Source organism: Bacillus sp. KICET-3, assembly GCF_033261025.1.
GTDB classification, from domain to species: domain Bacteria; phylum Bacillota; class Bacilli; order Bacillales; family Bacillaceae; genus Bacillus; species Bacillus sonorensis.
In genome coordinates this window covers 959400-974635 of the sequence record NZ_CP137345.1, presented here as the reverse complement: position 1 = coordinate 974635, position 15236 = coordinate 959400, and the positions used below count along the sequence as shown (strand labels likewise).

Here is a 15236-nt window from a genome sequence, read left to right as displayed (position 1 = left end):
TACAGCAAAAAGAAAGCCGTAGGTATGCGGCACTATTTTCTACAAGATTATTTTGTCATTATATCAAACATCTATGAACAAGTGGCAAAAAATGATATCCCATCAGGAAAAATAGCGAAGAACAAGGGTTAGTTTCCCATTTTTATGATAGTTGTCTTACTGGAAAATATTGATCCATATCAAGTGCCGGCTTTTCCCCAAACGCCAAAGAAGCGGCGAGTGAACCGGCATAAGGGCCGATCGTTAAACCGGAAGGCCCGAAACCTGTGGCTGCGATCAAACCTTTAGGTCCCGGAATATATCCGAGAAGAGGCAAATAATCCTTTGTAAACGGACGGAATCCGACTCTTATTTCTTCCAGGGTGGCGCCATGAAGCCCAGGGGCAATGGACAAGGCTTCAGCCAACACTTCCTGCATCCCTCCGGCGGTGATCCTGTAATCGAATCCGGAGCCGGTTTCCCGTGTCGCTCCTGCCACAACCCGCGAACCGGAAAATGAGACGATGTAGTGGTCTGTATCAGGCAAAATGACCGGCCAACTTCCAGTCTCATGCCCCTGAAGCTTCAAATGAACGATCTGGCCGCGCTGGGGCTCCAAAGGAAGCCGGATGCCCAAAGGCTGAAGCAGTTGATTCGTCCAGGCGCCTCCAGCCAATATCACCGCGTCTGCGGACATCAGGCGGCCGTTTATGGTGACGCCCTTTACTGCGCCCTGTTCAACAGAGAGCTCTGCTTTACCGTTCACCAAGACGGCGCCGCACTTTTTGGCCGCCGAAAGAAGCGCATTCCGGAGCAGATGGCCGTCAGCGCGGGCCGCTCCTGACACATAAATCGCTTCAAGTCCTTCAGCAAGCGGCGGAAAAAGCCGTTTTGCTTCATCGTTTGATAAACGGGCGATGTCGCCGGCTTCTGGCGCTTCACGCTTTTGTTCTCTTAATTTTCTTTCAATTCGGTCGAGGGCATCAATGTCTCCGCTGACCCGCAGCGCGCCGGTTTTCGCGTAGCCCACATCAGTTTCCCCATCTCCTTCAAGCTGTGAAACGAGAGAGGGATAATATGCGGCGCCTGCTTTTGCGAGACGATACCATTCTTCGCTCCTGGAAGAAAACCACGGACAGATGATTCCTGCCCCCGCTTTGGTTGACTGCCCTTCATGTCCTTCATCCAGAATCGATACTTCCGCTCCTTTTTTCGCGAGATGATATGCGGCGCTTGCGCCGGCAATCCCCGAGCCGATGACGATTGCTTTCATTTCATCACATTCCTTTCATACATTCAGATGAAGAAACATTAATGCAGCAGTCCGTTGTCTGTAGAGAATAAATCTTGAAAAGAAGATTTGTCGGTCTGGAATAAATGCAGATGGCGGCCATAGTGGTCAATCCATTCTAAAACGACGCGCTCTGTCAGTTCTTTTCCTCTATATGGATGGCCGGCTTTGGCAAATGTCGATTCAAAGTCTTCCCATAGCAGTTCAACCCATGTTCTCGCCTGTGCGTAGCTCAGCATATGGTTCTTTTCAAGAAGCGCATTTGTCAGCTTTTCAAAGTGTTCTTCCACCTTGAATATTCCCCCCTTCCCTTAGGAAAAAACTTTCTTTTTGAAAACGTCATCCTTTTCATATACTAACATTACGTCTTCTGAAGCGAAGACGCAAACATTTTGGACTTGAATGGAGGAGCCTAAAAAGATGCGGAATAAAGCAAGAGGCTTTCCGAACATGAACAACAATAAATTTGAAGGTGAGCCCCGGGCCAAAGATGATTTTGCTTCAAAGCGCCCTGACGGAAGCACAAATACCCACCCGCAAGAAAGAATGAGAGCTTCCGGCAAACGCTAAATTTTTCTGGATGGAGTGAGTTTCTTTGTGTGCAAACCGTAAACCGTATACAAACGATTTTAACCAGATGAAAATGCAGAATTATCCGCAGCCATGGGCGAACACGAAGCATGCTCGCGCACAGGTCAACGGAGAAACGCAGCAGACCCAGGACTTGATCATTCTCCAGCGCAATACGCGCATCCGCACAAGGTAGCCGCCAATAGGAAAAGGGTTAAGCTTGTCCTTAATCCTTTTCCTTTAATAGTGAAATCGGCAGCGCCTCTTCAGCATCAGGTGTTGCTGCGCGGTGCCCCCAGGCAAAAACGCCGTTTAAGTAGCGGATATAAAAATCCTCTCCCGCATCTTCAATTTCGTATACTTCGCCTGGATTAAAATCCGCCGGATTTAACAGGTATGCCTTTGCCATCGCGATTTTCCGCTCATGGACGGCAAGCTCATTAACGATCCCCATCTGTTCCGCCTTTCTCGCCTTTTCGGTAAGGTTCCCGATCTCCCTTTGCAATTCGGCCGCTGTCATGTCACTGTATCTTTTCTCCATGTTTTCATCCCTTTTCATCTAGATATTGATCGATCATATCAAGCGAAAATCCTTTTCTGAACAAAAACTGTTTGACCTTCATTTTCGTTTCATAAGAACCGTCGTAATGATAGCGCCTCATCGCTTTTTCTCCCTGCTTGTCCAGCGCTTCTCTTTCCGAATCGTCATCATTTTCATAATCGATTTCCAAAAGAGCCGCACTGATCGCTTCAAAGGAAAATCCCTTCCGGATGAGCTGCTGTTCGATCGCTTGTTTTGTCTCTCTTGAGGATAGCTTTTTTCCTTTTTTGAGCAGTTTTTCGGCGTGCTTTACAGCGGCTGCAACCTGCTCGGAAAATGTAAATGAACGCAATGCTTCCTGAATCAGGTCTTCATCGATTCCTTTTAATTGAAGCTCCTTGTATAGGACGTCCGGGCCTTTGCCGCTCGTTTTGCGGTGGGTGCTGACATAAGCGGCCGCAAATTCCCGATCGTCCAAATATTTATGGCTTTTTAGCATATGGATGATTTCTGTCACCGCAGAATCTGCGGCGCCTTTTTTCTTGAGATGGTCTTTGACTTCTTTTGTCGAGCGCATCCTGTATGACAGATAATCGAGCGCTTTGTTAAAGCCCTTTTTAATATCATCGCCATACTGGATTTCGATGACGTCAAGCTCATCAAGCAGTTTTCCTTTTCGCAGATCGAACTTGACGAGAACATCCATATCGACGCTGAACGCGTATTTTTCGTCCAGAAAAATATTGACCCGGTCTTTATTGTTTTTCTGGGCGGAAATTTTAGTGATATACGGCATAAAAAGCTCCCTTCTCTCGTTTTCTTTTTTTACAATAAGGTAAAGGATCACCAAAAGGGAGAGATCATGATGAATATTGCGATTGCCGGCGGAACTGGTTTTATCGGAAAACATTTGATTAAAGCGTTAACCGCCGGAGGACATCACGTCTATATTTTATCAAGAAAACCGGCAGAAACCGAACAAAAAAACATTTCATATGTTCTTTGGCAAAATGACGGCGCCCTGCCGGAAAGAGAGCTGCCTGAGATTGAGGTGTGGATCAATTTGGCCGGAGCGACGATTTTCGGGCGCTGGACCGAAAAAACGAAGGCGGACATTTTGCAAAGCAGGCTTCAATCCGTGAAAGAGAGCGCCCGCATCATTCAGGAGCAAAAGGTAAAGCCGAATGTCTATATTCAAGGAAGCGCGGTCGGAATTTACGGGACGAGTGCTGACAAAACATTTACAGAAACATCGTCTGTTTCAGACGGGGATTTTTTAAGCAGGACGGCGGCCGCCTGGGAAAAAGAAGCAAAGCAAATCGAAGCGCTTGGAATCCGCACCATCTGCATGCGTTTTGGCGTAGTCCTCGGCAAAGACGGCGGCGCTCTTTCGAAGATGGCGCTTCCTTATCAATGGTTCGCCGGGGGCAGAATCGGTTCCGGCCGCCAGTGGATGTCATGGATTCATATTGATGATGCTGCCGGCATCATTCAATCCGCCATTCAAAACAGCCATCTGTCAGGTCCGGTCAATGTCACGGCTCCAAATCCCGTGCGAATGGAGACATTCGGAAAAACGGTCGCCAAGGTGAAAAACAGGCCGCACTGGCTGCATGTTCCTGGATTCGCGCTCAAAACCGTTCTTGGCGAAATGAGTCTTCTCATCCTGAAAGGACAGCGGGCCATTCCGGAGAAAAGCCTTTCAAACGGCTACCATTTCCGCTATCAAACGATAGAAGACGCCCTGCTCGATTTACTTGTTTAAGCACTTTCCCGCAATCGCCTTGTATCTTTTCCGATCTTCACGGCGTAAAATATAGAACAATTCGTTACAGCTGATATGAATAGGGAAGGCAAATGGTGCGCCACCAGATCTCTGGTTTTAGTGGGTTCGATTCCCACCCCGAATTTTTTAATGTACAGGCAAGCCGATTCGCATATTAAAAAATTTCGAGGGTGGAGCAAGCGACTTTTTTCAGTTATCAACCGCCGCCCTCGCGTGAAGGAGGGGCTCCCATGCTGAAAAAACGTGAAATGAACGACTGCCATGCGCTTTTTGAGCTGATGACACACCCTGAGGTTTTTCCTTTTGTCCGGAATAAGGCGGAGACCATTGAAGAGTACATGTTTCACGTCAAGAACATCATCGAGGATGAAGAACAGGGTAAACTGATATCCCGCACGATTCTTGATGAATGGAACCAGCCGATCGGCTGCATCAGCTTATATGAACTAGAGGAACAGCAGGGGTTTTTGGGGACGTGGCTCGGAAAGCCTTATCACGGAAAAGGCTACAATCAGCGGGCGAAAAACGCATTCTTCTGTGAGCTCTTTTATGAACAAAACATTGAGGCGGTTTTCATGAAAATCAGAAAAACAAACACCCGCTCCCTCAAAGCCGCACAAAAGCTGCCATACGCGGTTCAGACGGACTCCGGCAGGCTGAACCGCGCGGACAGCGGCGCCTATCATTTATTTGAAATTCCTAAAGATCTCTATATTCTACACAGCCTGAGGGCGTTTGAAGGCGGAAGCCGCCGGCTGAAAGAAGCCTAACATGGTATAAATGCCTCTAAAACGGACAGCCTGTGAATAAATCTGATATTTAGGAGGCTTTAAAAATGGCTGAAAAGAAAAAGCGTGACCAAATTAAATCGACCTTGACCAAAACGCAGGAAGTCATGTATCAGCGGGAATTTAAAAGAGCAAAGCGGGCCGCCAATGAAAAATCATAATGCATAGCGGCAGCCTGATCGGCGAACAATAACAGATGACCGGCTGATTAATGACGAGGAGTGATTTCGAATGGGCAGAAATTCAATCCACAAAAACCGGGATAAAAACAAACAAAAGCTTCCCCAAGTGCCTGATCAGTATAAAAAAGAAACTGACGGCGTTTATGAGGAATATTCTGCAGAGCTTGCCGATCAGGATGATCTTGAAGCTCAAGCCCGCATGAGAGAAGCTGACAACCGCGCCAAAGAGCGGCAGTCAAAGTAGCATTTCGAAAGCCCTGTTAGCAGGGCTTTCTTCTTTAAGAAAGCTCCGTAAGAAGCTGCTTTGCGGGTGTCCTTGTTTGCGCTTCGGGTATTTCCGCCGGATAGCCGATCTGCAAAAGAGCGGCAAACCGTTCATTACTGTTCAGCCCCATTAATTCCTGCAGTTTACGATTATAAAGGATCTCTCCGCTTTTCCATACCATCCCGATTCCCTTTTCCCAGGCGAGAAGCTGAAGGTTTTGGACCAAACAGCTGACAGCTGCGAAATCGTCATTTCTGGCCCGTTCATTTTCATCTTCTTTTACAACGACAAAAAGAAACGCCGGGACACTCATGATATGCTTCCTGAATTTTTTAATTTGTTCTTCCGTCCGATTGGGCTTTATTTCCTTCAATACCGCATCTAAATTGTCGGCGTGCTTCTTTTTTCCGCTCTCAGTACCGATATAAATAAACCGCCACGGCTCGGTCAGCCGGTGGTTGGGCGCATAAACCGCGTCTTCGAGCAGCTCAAGGACAAGCTCTTTAGGCACGGGATCATGTGTGAATTTTCGTATCGTTCTTCTATTTCTTACTGTTTCACGAATGCTGCCTTTTTTAGCTTGCAAGGTATCGCTCATATAAGCGCCTCCTCAAATGAAAATGATTATCATTGTTGATTATAATCGTTTATCATCACGTTTTCAATGATAAACCGCCTGTTCAACCGGAGGCCCTCCATCCTGAGCGGCCGGAATTTTAAATGTCGATTACCCGCTTTTCCGCAAAAACGGCCGTTCCCGTCATCAGCACCTTCATCCGGCCATTTTCTTCGAGAACTCCGATTTTCACTCTGCCGTCCTTGCCGATTTCCTGCCCCTGTTCGATCAGAAACTCCTTTTGATCCGCTTCACAAAATGGCTGTCCGTATATTTTCATATAAGCCCCCATCACCCCGGAAGCCGTTCCTGTAACAGGATCTTCAATTGTCCCGGAATATGGCGAAGAGAAATGCCTGCCGTGAAGGTGGCTGTCCTGATGGATCGTCTCTAAAGAAAAAGGATGGACAGAAGCGCTGGGTATGTCCGTCAAAATCGCTGGGAACTCTGAATTGTCCGGCTCCATCTTCCGGCATGCATCCAAGCTTTGCACAGGTACCAGCAGCGTCCAAATTCCTGTGCTTCCGTATACTGGCGGCAAAGCATCATGAAAATCAGCTTCAGTAATGCCAAGGGCTCCGGCCAATTTTGCCCGGTCTCCGGTAAATGGGCGAAATTCCGGCGGAGCCTGCTCCAATGTCATAAAAAAACGCTGTTCTTCCTCAGAATAATCCGTTTTAACTGTGAGATTTCCCGCCTTTGTCTCAATCTTCAGCTCCTCGCCTGCTCCGACCTCGCCTTTCTCATAAAGCGCATAAAGAGAGGCCACGGTCGCATGGCCGCATAAATTCATTTCATGCCCTGGCGTAAAATAACGGATGCGAATGTCAGCCGACTGGCTTGACAGTAAAAAAGACGTTTCGTTATATCCTGCTTTTTCGGCAATCTTCTGCATCTCTTCATCAGTCAAATGGCTTCCTTCAAGCACGATCCCCGCCGGATTTCCTTTATCCGCGGCTTTGGAAAATGCATCATATCTGAGAACTTCGACTTGTTTCATATGGATCCCCCTGGTATCTGGCTTCCTGTTTATTATAAGCGGAATATTTTGATTTTTGAATCGAATCCGGCAGCCGAACGAAAAAAGCTGTCTTCTATGCATGAGAGACAGCTTTTTCGTTGGTCTATACCGCTAATCAAAACCAGTCGTCACTTCGTCCTTCTCCCGATCAGCCTCGTCACGAGAAACATCGTGGCCGGAAGGGATCTGTTTTTTCTGTAGGCCAAATACTTTCCGCGCCAAACCGGTTTGTATTTTTCTTTGAAAGAGCGCAGGCCGCTGAAACTGTACATATATCTGACATTGTTAAAAATCACGGCGGCGAGCCGCTCCGTCCAAAATGACTGAAAGGACGTGCCGACGTTTGAGAGCGGGGCCATCCCCATATTAAACGCGGTATAGCCCTGTTCTTTGCCCCATTGAAACAGATGAATAAACAGCGCATCCATAATGCCCTTCGGGGCGTCTTGCGAATAGCGCATCAAATCGATAGAAATCTCGCCTTCCTGGTACATCGGCATGATATTCATAAAAGCGACGATTTCGCCTTCCTTATCTTTCAATACGGCGATCGGCGCCTTCTGCAAATATTCTTCCTTAAAATATCCGAGTGAAAAGCCTTTTTCCTTTTTTCGTCCGAGCCACTCATCAGATATGTCTTTCAGTTGCTGGAGAAATTCATGGGAAAACGGCGGCTGTTCGACATGAAACGTATACCCTTCCCGCTCAAAACGATTGTAGATCGCCCTTAATCCGGCCCGCTTTTTCCCTTTAATCGTGAACGAATTGAGATCGACAATCGCTTCTTCTCCAAGCTTAAAGAAGCGGTAGCCGAAATCATGATAGAGCCCCATATCCTCCCGCTCAATCTGATAGAAGGTGACGAGATACCCTTTTTGATCAGCCAAATGAAGAAATTCTTTTAAAATGAGCGGAAAGGATTCTTTTTGGCCTGACGGATCACCGAGAACGACGAGACGCTGGCCGATTTTGGCGAATTGAATCAGCGCATTGCCGTCGCTGGAATAGAAAAACCGCTTATCTCCCAGGAAGCCTAAATGGCTTAAAGCGTTCCCGCCCTTTTCGTTTAAAAATTGCTCCAGCTTTGCAAAATCGGGCTCTTCGCCGATCGGCTTTACCTTTCTGTTGAACTGCCAAATAAAAATGACGCAAAACACCGGTACAAAAATTAAAGCAAACATTGTCGTATAATTAACATGCTGTTCACTGTGGATGTAATATTCCTTTACAAGAACATGTCCAAGCCTCTCCCAGATAACGGAGGCAATGATATTGTAGTTTAAAAGGGCGAAAAGATAGATAAACCCCGCCCATGCCATTTGTGCAAATGAGTAGACAGCCCGCTCTCTCGTAAATTGCCCGCGCAGCAAAATGAACAGGATGAACACGAGAGGAATGATAAATACCGCGCTGATATTAAAACCTTTAAAAAAACTGAACACAAAAGCAAACGCCAAAGCGGTCAGCGTCATATACAAGGAACGCCTTGTCCGCTTATAAAGCTCCAGCGGAACGATCAGCAGGATTAAACCAAAGCTGATAGACAGGCCGTTCAACACCGTCAGCGCATGGCGGGAAAGGTCTGGTATGAGCATGCTTCTGTCAATCGGCAGCGCAGCCGACGCAAGGACTACCGCTCCGCAGCAAAATGAAATAATAGCAAGCGAGCCATTCAGCAAACGGAGCAGCAACGCTCTGTGTAAAATGAGCAGAATGTTGGTCGTTTCAATTGCAGGGGCAATAATCGGCTTTTCTTCAAGCTTTTTCATCGTATTCCCCGTCATGTCAACAGCCGCCAAAATCAGGCCGATTCCAAATGGAATAAATGAATACGCGAGCCTGTAAAGAACGATGGCCGTCAGCGTGATTTCACTATCGACGCCAAATTGATTCAGTCCGACTAAAAAAAGCAAATCAAACGAACCGAATCCGCCGGGGACGAGGCTGATCATACCGGCGACGGAAGCGATCGTAAAGACGCCCAGCACGATTCTTGCGTCCAGTTCGACTCCCAAGGTCACAAGGGAAAAATACATGACAATCCCCGCCGCGATCCATTCAACGACAGATGCCCCTAAATATGAAAAAAAGACGGACGGTCTCATCCCAGCCATGTTTCTTCTTCTGATCAAGAAAAGGATGATCAGAACGGGGACGATCAGCGCCATTCCGATGACGCTCAGAAAGAGCCACGTCTTTTCAACAAGCAGATTCCCCGGAGAAATCAGCTTGATCAGGACGAAAATGCTGAGAACGGACAGGCCGAGAAGAACGGAAGTTGCCAGTGACGCGATACCCTTAATCAGCCGTTTGACATCGCTGACATGCTCTTTATAAAGGATCGTTCGTAAACCTGCGCCTGACAGGCCGCCGAATCCGAGAACATTGTTAAAAGAATTGGCGATCCATGAAATCTTGACCGTTTTCCATTTGGAAATCCTCATCCCGAGGGAACGGACAAGAACAAAATCGTATAAAGACATGGCCAAAATGGCAATGAAGCCGATAAAGATCAAGATAAACAGGCTGCTTCTTTCTACATCGTTTATAATCAGCATAGTTTCTTTAAAAGATAGACCGGACAGTTCTTGTTTTGCCTGGTAAATGACCAGCAGCAGAACGGCGACCGGAAATATAATTCTCAAGACTGACAGCGCACTTTTTTTCATAAAAACCTCTTCTTTCATATGTACGTGCCGTAAACACGGCGGTTTCCAGGTAATTGGATCAATTGATTACCCTCAACCATATTACTTTAAAACATCCGCTAAAAAAAGCGATATACCAAACGGCTGCCGATTCTTTCACAGTTTTAACCATCATAGCTGAAATCAGACAACCATCGGCAATAAAAAAACGCGCAAAGCGCGCGTTTTGCTTCAGGCCCAGCCCATTCTTTCCCTGAGCGACGTGATATGGGCAATGTGGTGCTTCGAATGCCAAACATAGAGGGAAAGCGCATGATGAAGGCTGATTTCTTCCCGGCTGTCTGGATGAAGATACGCTTTCTGGTAATCCGCTTCTTGCAATGCTTCAAAAAGAGCGGCCCAGCGATTGTGCAGCGATTCCAAAAGCTCAATTGACAAATTGGGGGCAAATGTGAGGGAGTCGGTCAGCCCCGCCCAGTTTTGCTCATCAAACGTTCGAATCAGCGGCACATCTTCCGTCAATGCCAGTTTACAGCGAATATAGCCGTTCAAATGGCTGTCGGCCAGGTGGGAGACGACCTGGCGAACCGTCCACCCCCCTTTCCGGTACGGCGTGTCCAGTTGTTGATCATTCAATCCTTGAACGGCTTCTTTCAGCAAAGCAGGCGCCTGTCTCAGCGCTTCGATCAATGCCGCGCGCTCGTGCTCGTCCGTTTTCTGCGGAGCGGTGAATGCCCCGATCGGATATTTGAACTGTTCCAGTTTGATTTCCCCCTTTTAATCACAGTACGCCGGATGGGAAGCGTTTGTCTCCTGAAAAAGAAACGCAATCTGTTCGTATGTATTTCTCGCCTCTGATAATTCAGGCAGGTTCTCCAGTGAGAAAAAATCAACGTTTTTCGTTTCGGTTCCGGCGGCTGCCTTTCCTCCAACAATATCACAGGCGATAAACATTTTATAGACATGATAGGCGGACGGGGGATGATTGTGGCGCTTTTTATCCATGACCGCCAACAGTCTTTTCGCTTCAACTTTAAAGCCTGTTTCTTCGAATGCTTCCTTGACGGCAATTTCTTTCGGGGTAAGCCCGATATCAGCCCAGCCGCCCGGCAGAGCCCATTTGCCGTCTGCTTTTTCCTGAACGAGAAGGAGCCCGCCGTCTTTAAAAATGACGGCGCGGACATCCACTTTCGGCGTTTGATAACCCGATTCATCAGCAAAAAGTTGTTTCACTTTCAAAAAATCGGTTTCTGCGTATTCAGCGACCATTTCACAGCTGATCTCGCGAAGCCGAATAAAACGCTCCTTGTCAAATTCATCTTTTGTATAGGCGAGCCCGGCTTGGGCGAGCGCCTGGATTTCCTTCGCCCAGTCCAGCCATTTCATCTTCTTTTCCATCATCATCCCCCTCACGATATAAAAGATGCCGAATGATATACGCGGTCAAGCCATTTTTTCCGTTTTTCCGCTGTGCTGTCTTTCACTTCCGGCAATAAGAACCGTTTGACTTGCCGGACGCCGCAAAACTTCAAGATGTTGTCTTTGACCGTAATCCAGTCTGCGTCCCGCCTCCAAAACCGCAAATACCAGCCTGGAGCGTCAGCCGTGTAATAGACGGAAGCCGAGCGCGCCTTCAAGAGCCCTTTCGGCAGCTTTCCTTGATAAGTATAAGCTTCACCTGCGACAAATACCCGGTCAATGAAACCTTTTAAAATCGCCGGCATTCCACCCCACCACAACGGATAAATCAAAATGAGGTGATCAGCGTTTTTTATGATGCTCCGGTATTTCGCTGTTTCAGGGTCGTTCTTTAAATCTGACCGCCTTTTCTTTTCATTGAATACGAGAACAGGATTAAACTGTTCTTTGTATAAATCGATGACAGTATAAGAATGCTTTCCATCCTCAAGCGCCTGTACGACCCGTTTAAGAATCGCACCGTTAAAACTGTTTGGATCGGGGTGTGCGTATATGACGGCAACCTGCATGTTCGCTTCTCCTCTCTAGATTATTTGAAAAGAACCACCTGGTGGAATTATATTGTTTATTTTACATGTTTTAAAGAAATTAAGCTTTGATTCCAAAAGATGTTTTGGTAAAATAAAAATAAAAACGACACATGTGTCGTTTTAAAAGGAGGAACTATGAGCGTTGAAAACAGGCTGGGGCTGAACAAACCTTTTAATATTCTTATCGGCTCGCAAATTCTTTCCAACTTTGCCGATTGGATTCAGCTGCTGGCGGTTTTAAGTTTAGCCGGATTTCAGTTTCATGCCTCTTCTTTGGAAATGTCCGCTTTAATGATATGCTTTGCTGTTCCCGCAATTGGAATCGGGCCGTTGGCAGGCGTGCTGGCTGACCGCTATAACCGAAAAACGATCATGATGATCTCTGAAATCGGTCGTTCCTGCATAGCTTTTATGATGTTATTTGCCGGGTCCATTTGGCACATTTACGTTTTATTATTACTCCTTAGCTCATGCTCCGCTTTTTTCACCCCAGCCAAAAATGGTAAATTAAAAGAAATCATCCCCGGTCCAAATATGCAGCAAGCCGTTTCCGTCAGCGGAATGGTTGATCAAGGCAGCAAAATATTAGGGCCTGCTTTAGGCGGGGGATTAATCGCGGCCTTCGGCATCGATTTATCCTTTTATTTCAATGCGGCGCTGTTTCTTTTTTCCGGGCTTTTATTGTCAGCTTTGCCAAAAGACCGCTTTTTTGAACGAATTGATGCCGAGGGGAAGCCCCGCGTCCGGATGCTTGCGGGTTTTACACAAGGTCTTGTTCTTATTCAGAAAAACAGCTTGCTTTTGACAGGCTTGGCCGTTTCCTTTTTTGTCATTTTGGTGCTGCAAATGGCAGATTCACAGATTGCCGTTCTGATCAGAGAGCTGCCCGGAGCGCCGGCCGAACTGCTCGGGTTTTGCATGGCTGCAAGCGGAACAGGGATGCTGTCAATGACCGCCTTACTCGGGAAAATCACAATTCGATCGTTTTTAAGCTGCTTTATTACTGGTTCCATGCTACTCGGGATTTCGATCGGAAGCGCGCCATTGATCACAGGCCGGACTGAGGAATGGCTGTACATTTTATTTCCTATTGTTTTTTTGATCGGAGGGGCCGGATTTACACTCGTTTACATCCCCTTTCATATTCTCACACAGCAAACGGTTGATTCAGCGTACATTGGGCGCGTTTTTGGAACCGTTCAAAGCTTGACCACTTTGGGCTCTGTAGCGGGAATGGCCGGCGGCGGACTTCTCGCACAATGGGCCGGCGTCAAGAGCGCATTTATCCTTTCCGGAAGTCTGCTGACGGCTTTTGGAGCAGCCATTATGATATGGTCCAAAGAAAGGGGGGCATCCATTGTCACCGAAACTCACGAAGGAACAGAAAGACAAACGGAAGACTGACATTTTGAAAGCTGCTGAACGAGTCTTTAAGCGAAAAGGCTTTGAGATGACAACAATGAAAGATGTTGTTGAGGAATCCGGCTTCAGCCGTGGGGGCGTGTACCTTTATTTTTCAAACACAGAAGATATGTTCAAAGACATCATTGAAGAACATCTGGATGATTTTTTAACCTATTTAAAAGAACGCGGACATTCGGAAAAAAGTGTATGGAAGATCATACTCTCCTATCTCGATGATGTAAAAAAGGGGCTTGATGACATAGCGGAATCATTCGCCCCCGTGCAGTTTGAATATTTCTTTACAAGCTGGCGGAACAAAGAACGGAAAACGTATCTGATGAAAAGATATGAAACATTTACCGCCCATTTTACTGAGCTTTTGAAAAAAGGGGCGGACAGCGGAGAATTCAATCTGCTGCAGCCGCCTGACACAATCACAAAATTTTTCATCGCCATGAATGACACCATTGTGATGCAGACCATTTATTTAGGAAAAACGGAAGCAGACACACCGGGGCAAATTGAAGCTTTAAAACTCTACCTGAGGCATGTTCTCCAAGTCCAATGAGCCCTTGAAAAAACCCTTTCCGTCAGATGAGGAAGGGTTTTTCAGATTTTAATTTATCTTTGTGGCGGCTGTATTTAATTCTTTGATGATCTCCATTCCGCCTTGGCGCTCCCATTTCTCCACGGCTTCAGTAAAGCCCTGTTCATCGATTTCTCCGAGAATAAATTGAAATGTCGCATCATCGATGATCTTTTTTAATTCTGTTCCCCTGTCCGTCTGTGTATCGGAATGAAGCGGTTCGGCCGGATTGAGGACGGCGATTGCGCGGTTGTCCTTTTCCAGTTGTTCATGTTTGGCGCGCAGCGGGTCTTCAGCGCTCTTCAAAGCATGCTTATTGATGCCGATAAGCTGCTGGAGCGGCTGAATGTCCGCCTCCCATACACGATAGTTTTCTCGTTTTCGAATATATTGCTGATTTCCCTTCTTTTCATAGTGTACGCCTTCAATGCCGTATACCATTAAATGGTTAAGGTCCTCCTCAGCGATCCGGTCAAAAAAGGCAAGGATCTTTTTAGGCTCCCCTTCAGACTTGACGGTTGATTTTGAAATGGCAAACATGCCGCCATGGCCGCCGAGCGCCCATGTGTGCTCCTGTCCGTCAGGGCCTTTGATGCGGTTTGTGATATCAAGCTCAAGCCCGGCGTTCAGACTTTTACCCTGATCCCGCAAATTCATCGCATCGCTCATCGCTCCAATGTAGATCCCCGCTTTTCCTTGGATCACCAGTTCCTGCTGCTGCGTTTTGCCGGTCACCGCAAAATCCCCGTTCATCAGCCCGGCCTTATAAAGCCTTCTCATATATGTCATCGTCTCCTGATAAGCGCCGCTCTTAAAATCGGGATACAACCTCCCGTTTTTATCCACACCCCACTCGTTCGGTGCGCCGAAGTACGATGCGAGCGTTTTGAACGCCCCGAATGTCAAATCATGACGATCGGCAAGACCGATCGTATCGTCTTTTCCATTTTGATCAGGATCCTGCTCTGTAAAAGCTTTGGCTATGTCGTAGAGATCTTCCACAGTCTCGGGCATTTTTAATCCGAGGTTGTCAAGCCAGTCTTTCCGGATCACAACGCCCTGCCTGGCCAAAGGTCTTTCACGATAAATCCCGTACACTTTGCCATCGATCGAGATATTTTTTAAAATGGTTTTATCCATTTTTTTTAAATTCGGATAGTCTTTCAAATACGGACCGATTTCCCAAAACATCCCCGAGCGCAAAGCGCTGATGACAGCCGAATCCTCAAGGTCAGGCAGGGTGATGATTTTGGGCATGTTGCTGCCGGCAAGCGCAGTATTGATCCGTTCTTCCTTTGTTGAATCAGGAACCCACATGAGGTCAAGCTTTGTCTTCGTTTTTTCTTCAATGACGGCCAGCGCTTTGCCTGTCGGCGGCTGCGGGGTATGAAGCGGAACAAGCCAGTCAAGCTGAAGCACCGATTCCTCTTCATTTGCCGCTTTTTGATCATGGGCGCAGCCGGCCGATAAGACGAACACCAATACCAAACAAAATAACCTTTTCATGCTACCCCTCCGTTTCTAAAAAGACAACGTTTTCAAAAAGGAGA

Annotated in this window: 19 protein-coding genes; 8 read left to right on the top strand and 11 right to left on the bottom strand. The window is 47.0% G+C overall.

Going from position 1 to position 15236, the window contains the following annotated elements:
- Window positions 1–142 precede the first annotated feature (142 nt).
- Together R5H20_RS04780 and R5H20_RS04775 are read right to left on the bottom strand one after the other, a co-directional pair.
- Window positions 143–1252 (bottom strand): NAD(P)/FAD-dependent oxidoreductase, encoded by a 1110-nt coding sequence (locus R5H20_RS04780; protein WP_006639861.1) that lies wholly within the window; start codon window positions 1250–1252, stop codon window positions 143–145.
- 38 nt (window positions 1253–1290) lie between these two features.
- Window positions 1291–1560, bottom strand: a complete 270-nt coding sequence (locus R5H20_RS04775; RefSeq protein ID WP_006639862.1) for a YfhJ family protein — start codon at window positions 1558–1560, stop codon at window positions 1291–1293.
- Window positions 1561–1690: 130 nt separating this feature from the next.
- Here R5H20_RS04775 and R5H20_RS04770 point away from each other — a divergent pair, with 130 nt between their 5' ends.
- Both R5H20_RS04770 and R5H20_RS04765 read left to right on the top strand, forming a co-directional pair.
- Window positions 1691–1840, top strand: a complete 150-nt coding sequence (locus R5H20_RS04770; RefSeq protein ID WP_006639863.1) for a small, acid-soluble spore protein K — start codon at window positions 1691–1693, stop codon at window positions 1838–1840.
- 25 nt (window positions 1841–1865) lie between these two features.
- Complete coding sequence (locus tag R5H20_RS04765) at window positions 1866–2036, top strand: YpzG family protein (RefSeq protein WP_006639864.1); 171 nt, start codon at window positions 1866–1868, stop codon at window positions 2034–2036.
- A 30-nt stretch (window positions 2037–2066) separates the two neighbouring features.
- Here the strand turns inward: R5H20_RS04765 and R5H20_RS04760 are convergent, their stop codons facing one another.
- Entirely contained in the window at window positions 2067–2381 is a 315-nt protein-coding gene (locus tag R5H20_RS04760; protein WP_006639865.1) for a YfhH family protein, read from the bottom strand.
- 4 nt (window positions 2382–2385) lie between these two features.
- Window positions 2386–3177, bottom strand: a complete 792-nt coding sequence (recX, locus tag R5H20_RS04755) for a recombination regulator RecX (RefSeq protein WP_006639866.1) — start codon at window positions 3175–3177, stop codon at window positions 2386–2388.
- Window positions 3178–3246: 69 nt separating this feature from the next.
- Between recX and R5H20_RS04750 the strand changes: the two genes are divergently transcribed.
- The 4 genes from R5H20_RS04750 (at window position 3247) to R5H20_RS04735 (ending at window position 5381) form a co-directional block, all read left to right on the top strand.
- On the top strand, window positions 3247–4146 hold the full coding sequence (locus R5H20_RS04750) for a TIGR01777 family oxidoreductase (protein WP_006639867.1): 900 nt from the start codon (window positions 3247–3249) through the stop codon (window positions 4144–4146).
- Window positions 4147–4397: 251 nt separating this feature from the next.
- A complete protein-coding gene (locus R5H20_RS04745; RefSeq protein WP_006639868.1) occupies window positions 4398–4937 on the top strand; it encodes a GNAT family N-acetyltransferase in 540 nt (179 codons plus the stop codon).
- Between the two features lie 65 nt (window positions 4938–5002).
- Window positions 5003–5116, top strand: coding sequence for a YfhE family protein (locus tag R5H20_RS04740; protein ID WP_006639869.1), 114 nt, complete (start codon window positions 5003–5005; stop codon window positions 5114–5116).
- A 70-nt stretch (window positions 5117–5186) separates the two neighbouring features.
- Window positions 5187–5381 carry a YfhD family protein gene (locus tag R5H20_RS04735; protein ID WP_006639870.1) on the top strand — a complete coding sequence of 65 codons (195 nt, stop codon included), beginning with the start codon at window positions 5187–5189 and terminating at the stop codon, window positions 5379–5381.
- Window positions 5382–5415: 34 nt separating this feature from the next.
- Here the strand turns inward: R5H20_RS04735 and R5H20_RS04730 are convergent, their stop codons facing one another.
- The 6 genes from R5H20_RS04730 to R5H20_RS04705 form a co-directional block, all read right to left on the bottom strand.
- Window positions 5416–6000, bottom strand: coding sequence for a nitroreductase family protein (locus R5H20_RS04730; RefSeq protein ID WP_006639871.1), 585 nt, complete (start codon window positions 5998–6000; stop codon window positions 5416–5418).
- 118 nt (window positions 6001–6118) lie between these two features.
- The gene (locus R5H20_RS04725; RefSeq protein ID WP_006639872.1) at window positions 6119–7018 is read right to left on the bottom strand and encodes a PhzF family phenazine biosynthesis isomerase; all 900 of its coding nucleotides are present in this window, start codon (window positions 7016–7018) and stop codon (window positions 6119–6121) included.
- A 149-nt stretch (window positions 7019–7167) separates the two neighbouring features.
- On the bottom strand, window positions 7168–9708 hold the full coding sequence (mprF, locus tag R5H20_RS04720; protein WP_006639873.1) for a bifunctional lysylphosphatidylglycerol flippase/synthetase MprF: 2541 nt from the start codon (window positions 9706–9708) through the stop codon (window positions 7168–7170).
- Window positions 9709–9918: 210 nt separating this feature from the next.
- Window positions 9919–10455, bottom strand: coding sequence for a YfiT family bacillithiol transferase (locus R5H20_RS04715; protein ID WP_029418769.1), 537 nt, complete (start codon window positions 10453–10455; stop codon window positions 9919–9921).
- A 9-nt stretch (window positions 10456–10464) separates the two neighbouring features.
- Entirely contained in the window at window positions 10465–11085 is a 621-nt protein-coding gene (locus tag R5H20_RS04710) for an NUDIX hydrolase (RefSeq protein ID WP_006639875.1), read from the bottom strand.
- 11 nt (window positions 11086–11096) lie between these two features.
- Complete coding sequence (locus R5H20_RS04705; RefSeq protein ID WP_006639876.1) at window positions 11097–11675, bottom strand: NAD(P)H-dependent oxidoreductase; 579 nt, start codon at window positions 11673–11675, stop codon at window positions 11097–11099.
- Window positions 11676–11831: 156 nt separating this feature from the next.
- Between R5H20_RS04705 and R5H20_RS04700 the strand changes: the two genes are divergently transcribed.
- Window positions 11832–13100: an MFS transporter gene (locus R5H20_RS04700; protein ID WP_006639877.1), complete on the top strand. Its 1269-nt coding sequence runs from the start codon at window positions 11832–11834 to the stop codon at window positions 13098–13100.
- On the top strand, window positions 13054–13668 hold the full coding sequence (locus R5H20_RS04695) for a TetR/AcrR family transcriptional regulator (protein ID WP_006639878.1): 615 nt from the start codon (window positions 13054–13056) through the stop codon (window positions 13666–13668). The genes R5H20_RS04700 and R5H20_RS04695 overlap by 47 nt, the downstream gene beginning before the upstream one ends.
- A 48-nt stretch (window positions 13669–13716) precedes the next feature.
- Here the strand turns inward: R5H20_RS04695 and R5H20_RS04690 are convergent, their stop codons facing one another.
- The gene (locus tag R5H20_RS04690) at window positions 13717–15192 is read right to left on the bottom strand and encodes an extracellular solute-binding protein (RefSeq protein WP_006639879.1); all 1476 of its coding nucleotides are present in this window, start codon (window positions 15190–15192) and stop codon (window positions 13717–13719) included.
- Window positions 15193–15236 lie beyond the last annotated feature (44 nt).

What these genes read in the sequence shown, in the direction of transcription:
- R5H20_RS04780 (WP_006639861.1), bottom strand. Translation starts at nt 1,252, where the DNA reads ATGAAAGCAATCGTCATCGGCTCGGGGATTGCCGGCGCAAGCGCCGCA.
- R5H20_RS04770 (WP_006639863.1), top strand. Translation starts at nt 1,691, where the DNA reads ATGCGGAATAAAGCAAGAGGCTTTCCGAACATGAACAACAATAAATTT.
- R5H20_RS04760 (WP_006639865.1), bottom strand. Translation starts at nt 2,381, where the DNA reads ATGGAGAAAAGATACAGTGACATGACAGCGGCCGAATTGCAAAGGGAG.
- recX (WP_006639866.1), bottom strand. Translation starts at nt 3,177, where the DNA reads ATGCCGTATATCACTAAAATTTCCGCCCAGAAAAACAATAAAGACCGG.
- R5H20_RS04750 (WP_006639867.1), top strand. Translation starts at nt 3,247, where the DNA reads ATGAATATTGCGATTGCCGGCGGAACTGGTTTTATCGGAAAACATTTG.
- R5H20_RS04745 (WP_006639868.1), top strand. Translation starts at nt 4,398, where the DNA reads ATGCTGAAAAAACGTGAAATGAACGACTGCCATGCGCTTTTTGAGCTG.
- R5H20_RS04740 (WP_006639869.1), top strand. Translation starts at nt 5,003, where the DNA reads ATGGCTGAAAAGAAAAAGCGTGACCAAATTAAATCGACCTTGACCAAA.
- R5H20_RS04735 (WP_006639870.1), top strand. Translation starts at nt 5,187, where the DNA reads ATGGGCAGAAATTCAATCCACAAAAACCGGGATAAAAACAAACAAAAG.
- R5H20_RS04730 (WP_006639871.1), bottom strand. Translation starts at nt 6,000, where the DNA reads ATGAGCGATACCTTGCAAGCTAAAAAAGGCAGCATTCGTGAAACAGTA.
- R5H20_RS04725 (WP_006639872.1), bottom strand. Translation starts at nt 7,018, where the DNA reads ATGAAACAAGTCGAAGTTCTCAGATATGATGCATTTTCCAAAGCCGCG.
- mprF (WP_006639873.1), bottom strand. Translation starts at nt 9,708, where the DNA reads ATGAAAAAAAGTGCGCTGTCAGTCTTGAGAATTATATTTCCGGTCGCC.
- R5H20_RS04710 (WP_006639875.1), bottom strand. Translation starts at nt 11,085, where the DNA reads ATGGAAAAGAAGATGAAATGGCTGGACTGGGCGAAGGAAATCCAGGCG.
- R5H20_RS04705 (WP_006639876.1), bottom strand. Translation starts at nt 11,675, where the DNA reads ATGCAGGTTGCCGTCATATACGCACACCCCGATCCAAACAGTTTTAAC.
- R5H20_RS04700 (WP_006639877.1), top strand. Translation starts at nt 11,832, where the DNA reads ATGAGCGTTGAAAACAGGCTGGGGCTGAACAAACCTTTTAATATTCTT.
- R5H20_RS04690 (WP_006639879.1), bottom strand. Translation starts at nt 15,192, where the DNA reads ATGAAAAGGTTATTTTGTTTGGTATTGGTGTTCGTCTTATCGGCCGGC.